General features: G+C 63.8%; 5 protein-coding genes. All 5 read left to right on the forward strand.

Annotated features, from left to right (window positions below; translation table 11 throughout):
• The first annotated feature begins 196 nt into the window (after window positions 1-196).
• Window positions 197-1,108, forward strand: coding sequence for a c-type cytochrome biogenesis protein CcsB (ccsB, locus tag ENJ37_02510; protein ID HHL39356.1), 912 nt, complete (start codon window positions 197-199; stop codon window positions 1,106-1,108).
• A gap of 12 nt (window positions 1,109-1,120) precedes the next feature.
• Window positions 1,121-2,587 carry a hypothetical protein gene (locus ENJ37_02515; GenBank protein HHL39357.1) on the forward strand — a complete coding sequence of 489 codons (1,467 nt, stop codon included), beginning with the start codon at window positions 1,121-1,123 and terminating at the stop codon, window positions 2,585-2,587.
• Between the two features lie 14 nt (window positions 2,588-2,601).
• Window positions 2,602-4,851 (forward strand): DEAD/DEAH box helicase, encoded by a 2,250-nt coding sequence (locus ENJ37_02520; GenBank protein ID HHL39358.1) that lies wholly within the window; start codon window positions 2,602-2,604, stop codon window positions 4,849-4,851.
• A 290-nt stretch (window positions 4,852-5,141) separates the two neighbouring features.
• Window positions 5,142-5,741, forward strand: coding sequence for a peroxiredoxin (locus tag ENJ37_02525; protein HHL39359.1), 600 nt, complete (start codon window positions 5,142-5,144; stop codon window positions 5,739-5,741).
• A 110-nt stretch (window positions 5,742-5,851) separates the two neighbouring features.
• Window positions 5,852-5,959 carry a rubredoxin gene (locus tag ENJ37_02530; GenBank protein HHL39360.1) on the forward strand — a complete coding sequence of 36 codons (108 nt, stop codon included), beginning with the start codon at window positions 5,852-5,854 and terminating at the stop codon, window positions 5,957-5,959.
• Window positions 5,960-5,977: the final 18 nt, after the last annotated feature.

Below are 5,977 nucleotides of genomic sequence, written 5' to 3' on the forward strand. Positions count from 1 at the left end.
CCCCCAGACCCCCTTCAAAGACTTTCAATGCGAGTTGGTTTCCCCCTGTTTTGCCAGGCAAAACAGGGGGAAACCAACTCGCATTAAAAGTTTTTGGAGGGAGTCTGAGGGAACCTTTTTACAAAAAGGTTCCCTCAGTGAAATTAATCAGAACTTTCCTAAATCATAACCTCTCATATGCGCCTTGTCAAATCAAATGGTGTTGTGTTATAAAAAAGCCATGACAGGCTACGAAGATATCCTCTCAAGGGACGTCTACCTGCTGCTCGTCGAAGTGAGGCTTTACTGGCTCGTGGCCATGCTTTACGGCACGTGCTTTCTGCTTTTCCTCTTCCATGTGATAACGAAGGAGCGCGGGCTCGGCAGGGCCGCGAGGGCGCTGCTCTGGGCGGCCGTGGTCATCCACGCCGGCCAGATACTGCTTCGCACCTTCGAGGGAGCGCGGGCGCCCTTCCAGACGCTCTACGAGAGCCTGTCGTGGTTTGCGTGGACGGCCTCGCTAACCTACCTCTACGCATCGAGGCGGTGGAGGGACTTCTTTGTGCCGGGGCTCTTCGTGACGCCCCTTTCCATGGGGGCCTGTCTGTACGCCCTGCTTTCGAGGTCCCCGGCCGTCGAGCCGCTCTCGCCGCCGCTTCAGAGCTACTGGTTCGAGTGGCACGTCATCCTCGCCTTCTTCTCCTACGCCGTCTTCGTCGTAAGCTGCGCCGTCGAGGCGAGCTACCTCGTCATGAAGCCCTTTCTGCGGCGGGGACTCGGCATGAAGCTCGGCATGAAGCTCGAAGACCTCGACGCCTTCCGCTCCATGGCCGTCAAGCTCGTGGTCTTCGGCTTTCCGGCCCTCACCTTCGCCATATTCTCCGGCGCCGCATGGGCCAACGAGGCGTGGGGGAGGTACTGGAGCTGGGACCCCAAGGAGACGTGGTCGCTCATCACGTGGACGGTCTTCACAATGTACCTTCACGCCATGGCCGTGCCGGCCTGGCGCGGCGCGCCGGCCTCGGCCCTCAACGTACTCGGTTTCCTCTGCATGATGATGACTTTTCTCGGCGTCAACTGGCTGGCGAAACTGCTGGGCATACCGAGCCTCCACCTCTACGCCGTATAGGGGCCTTTTTCCATGGGTGACGAAAGCACCGAGAAGAGCCGGGAAGGGCAAGGGCCCCCGCGTCCGCCGCTCCCGAAGAGACCGGCGCCGCTGCGCCGGCTCTATCTGAAGCTCGCATCGCTGCGCACATCGGTCTACATACTGGGGGTCATGTGCCTCTTCTACCTGCTCGGCACGGTATTTCCCCAGGGCGCCGAGGTGGAGGCCTACATCGAGGCCCAGGGGCGGTTCGCCCGGGCCGTCGAGCTCTTCGATCTCCTCAACGTCTTCAAGACACCGTGGTTCATAGCCCTGAGCATGGTGCTGCTCGCAAACCTCTGCGTCTGCTCCTACGAGAGGCTCACGGCCCTTCTGAGCAGAAAGAGGCCCACGGCGCAGGATTACGCGCCCACCCACGACCTGGCGCTCACCCACGAGTGCGACGAGGCTCAAGAGGCCGTGCGCGGCGTGCTGCGCGGCGAGCTCGGCTTCAGGACCATAGCGCAGGGCAAGGAGTGGACGGTCGTGGAAAAGGGCCTCAGCTACCGGTGGCTCACCTGGCTCTACCACGCCGGCATAGTCGCCTGCTTTGTCGGGTTCATCGTAACCGGTGTCGCCGCCTACGAGGACATGATAACCCTCAAGCCCGGCGAGCCTGAATACGTCGAACCCGCCGGCTTTTCCCTGATGCTCGACGAGTTCATCACCGAGTACACCCACTTCCCGGACCTCGACTACCCGGAAAAGAGCGACAAGAGGTCGCGTCTCGCCATAGGGCTCGGCTGGAAGGCCCCGACCTACAGCGTCGACGAGGATTCGCTCTTTCCCAAGGACTGGAAGTCGAGGCTCAAGGTGCTCAAAGACAACGTGGCCGTGCTCGAGAAGACCATAGAGGTCAACGACCCGCTCGTCTACAGGGGCTTCACCTTCTACCAGATGGCCTTCGAGCAGTACGTGAAGGTCTGGGTCGACGGCGGACCGGTGAGTCTCACGGCCAAGGTGGGCGACGAGCTCATCGTGCCGGGGCTCGAAGGCACGCTCAGGTTCAAGGGGCTGCGCACGGGCACGCTCTACCGCCTCGACGGAAAGACGGAGGAGATAAAACCCTTCGTGTCGGTAAGCTACGTAGAGGACGGCGAAGGCGGGGAGCGGGAGGTCAGGGACCTGGGCAGGCTCAGGCTCGGCGAGTCGCTGTGGGTCGGGGGGAAGAAGATCACCTTCATCGACTTCACCGAGGACTCGGTGCTGAGCTACCGCTACGACCCGGGCGTGCCGATCCTGTGGTGGAGCGGCATCTTCGTGCTCGTCGCCATGACGCTTCGCTGTTTCGGAGGCTGGTACCTCGTGGCCTACAGGATAGAGGAGGCCGACGGCATCACCTATCTCACGCTCTCCATATCGACGAAGGGTCTCGGCGCCGACGCCGATTCCATGGCCGCCCGCATCGAGCACTACCTGAGGCGCTCGGAGCTGCGGCCCACGCCGCTCGAGCTCGTCTGAAGCCGCGGGCCGCCATGCCGACGGGGACGACAGAGCGGCTCGCCGCCTTCGTCGAAAGGCTCAGGGCCAGGGACGACCTCGCCCACCACGAGCATATCGCCGGCGCCGAGCCGCGCCTGGTGGAAGGCGCCGTTGCCCCGCCGCTCAAGGAGGCCCTCGGGGCCCTGGGCGTAAGGGCCCTCTACGCCCACCAGGCCCGGGCGCTCGAGCTCCTGCGGGAGGGACGCAACGTGGTCGTCATGACGCCCACGGCAAGCGGCAAGAGCCTCGTCTACAACGTGACGGTCCTCGAGGCGGCCCTCGCCGACGCCGCAAGCCGCGCCCTCTACATCTTCCCCCTCAAGGGGCTGGAGCAGGACCAGGCCGAGACCCTCAAGGCGCTGGGCGCGGGCCTCGGCATGGACAACGCCTTCGCCATCTACGACGGCGACACCAGCGCCTACAGGCGCAGGAAGATCCGCGACAACCCGCCGGCGGTGGTCATCACCAACCCCGACATGCTTCACCTGGCCCTGAATCCCTTCCACTGGAAGTGGGCGAAGTTCCTCGGCGGCCTGCGCTACGTGGTCATCGACGAGATCCACACCTACCGCGGCGTCTTCGGCTCTCACGTGGCCCACGTTATAAGGAGGCTGCGCCGCCTTGCGGCCCGCTACGGCTCCGATCCCCGTTTCATCGCCTGCTCGGCGACCATCGCAAATCCCGCGGAGCTCGCCCGCGAGCTCACGGGGGCGGACTTCGAGCTCGTCTCGCACAGCGGCGCAGGCCGCGGCCCCCGCGACTTCATCTTCATCGACCCCTCCCGCACGGAGACAAGCCCCTACACCGCAGCGGCCGGACTCTTCATCGACGCCGTCCGCTCGGGCCTTCGCACGATAGCCTTCACCAGGGCGCGCAAGATAACCGAGCTCCTCCACGCATGGGTCAAGGACCGGGCGCCCGACCTGGCCCCCCATATGGCCTCCTACCGCTCCGGGCTCCTCGCCTCCCAGCGCCGGGACGTGGAAAAAAGACTCTTCAGCGGCGAGCTCACGGGCGTCATATCCACAAGCGCCCTCGAGCTCGGCGTCGACATCGGGGGACTCGACGTCTGCATCCTCGTCGGCTATCCCGGCACGGTGAGCTCCACCTGGCAGCGGGTGGGGCGCGCCGGCAGGCGGGGCCGTCCCAGCGCGGCCGTGCTCGTGGCCCTCAACGACGCCCTCGACCGCTACTTCATGCGCCACCCGGCCGAGTTCTTCAGGCGCGGCCACGAGGCGGCCGTCATCGACCCCCTTAACCCGTCGATAGCGCGGGCCCATCTGCTCTGCGCCGCCGCCGAAGAGAAGATATCGGACGGCGAGGAGGTCTACGGACCCGACAGGTTCGCCCCCGCGCTCGGGGAGCTCGAGGCCATGGGGCTCGTGCGCCGCTCCCGCTACGGCAACTGGTACGCCCGGGAACGCAGCCCCCAGCGCGCCCTATCCATAAGGGGGGCGGGCGAGCCCTTCAGGATCCTCACCGTCGACGGCACTCCCCTCGGAGAATCGGGCGGCTCCCGCGTATTCCGCGAGCTCCATCCCGGCGCCGTCTATCTCCACGGCGGCGAACAGTACCGCGTCGAGGTCCTCGACCTCGACGGCCGGCGCGCCCTCTGCCGCCCCGTGAACGTGGACTACTACACGAGCGCCCTCACCGAGGAGCAGACCGACATACTGGCCGTGAGGGCGCAGAAGCGCCTGCGCAGCACGGAGTTCAGCCTCGGCGAGCTTCGCGTGACCGAGACGGTGACGGGCTACGTGAAAAAAGACCTCTTCACCGGCGATGTCATCGACGAATACGGGCTCGACCTGCCGAGCCGGACATTCGACACCGAGGGACTGTGGTTCGCCGTCGACGACGATACGATCAACGGACTGGGCATGAGGGGGCTCGACGCGGCCGGAGGACTCCACGCCGTCGAGCACGCCGCCATCGCCACCCTGCCGCTGCTTGCCCTCTGCGACCGCATGGACCTCGGGGGCCGCAGCTACTACCCCTTCCATCCGGCCCTCGGCGGGGCGGCCGTCTTCATCTACGACGGCTTCGAGGGCGGCATCGGCCTTGTACGCCGCGGATACGCCCTGGCGGAAGAGTGGTTTGAAGCCGCGCTGAGCCTCGTCGAAGAGTGCGCCTGCGAGCTCTCATGCCCGTCCTGCACCCAGGACCCCAACTGCGGCAACGCAAACGACCCGCTCGACAGACATGCCGCGACATTCATCCTCAAAAGCCTGCTCGAAAGCTAAGGAAACTCTGATTTATTGCACTGAGGGAACCTTTTTGTAAAAAGGTTCCCTCAGACTCCCTCCAAAAACTTTTAATGCGACTTGGTTTCCCCCTGTTTTGCCAGGCAAAACAGGGGGAAACCAAGTCGTATTGAAAGTCTTTGAAGGGGGTCTGGGGGAAACTTTCTACAGAAAGTTTCCCCCAGAGTAATTAATCAGAGCTTCCCTGAGGGATGCGGCAAAGAGTCCCCCTGTGGGACCTTGCGATAAACGAGGTTGAGAAACCACAAGAAAAGGAGGAGGAAAAGAAAATGTGTGAATCCGAAGCATTCGTCCAGAAAGAGGCGCCCGATTTCACGGCCCAGGCCGTCATGCCCGACGGCTCGTTCAAGGAGCTCAAGCTCTCGGACTACAGGGGCAAGTACACGGTGCTCTTCTTCTACCCGCTGGACTTCACCTTCGTCTGTCCCACCGAGATACTGGCCTTCAGCGACCGCATCGAAGAGTTCCGCAAGCTCGACGCCGAGGTCATAGGCGTGTCGGTGGACAGTCACTTTTCTCATCTGGCCTGGCGCAACATGGAGAGGAAGAAGGGCGGCATTGGCGAGATCGCCTATCCGCTCGTCTCGGACCTCGACAAGTCCATAAGCCGCAGCTACGGCGTGCTCCTCGAAAAGCCCGGCATAGCCCTTCGCGGACTCTTCATCATGGACCGTGACGGCATACTGCGCCACGTGACCATAAACGATCTCCCCCTGGGCCGCAACATCGACGAGGCCCTGCGCATCATCGAGGCCATCCGGTTCCACGAGGAGCACGGCGAGGTCTGCCCGGCCAACTGGAAGAAGGGCGAGGAGGGGATGAAGCCCGACCAGAAGGGGCTCGAAGAGTACGCGTCCACCCACTTTTAGGGAGACTCCGGTCGATTGGCGTGCGGGGGACTTTCCGCGGAGAGCCCCCGCACCCCGCTTGCTCATGCGGCGATTTGCCGGCAACCACACACAAGGAGGATAGAGGCGATATGGCTACATGGAAGTGCGGCAAGTGCGGATACACCAAGGACTCGAGGTGCAAGCCCCAGAAGTGCCCCCAGTGCGGCGAGAAAGGGGTCTTCGCCAAGGACGAGTGAATCCCTCTCCCGGTGACC

Source organism: Deltaproteobacteria bacterium (assembly GCA_011375175.1).
Classification (GTDB): Bacteria; Desulfobacterota; GWC2-55-46; order GWC2-55-46; family DRME01; genus DRME01.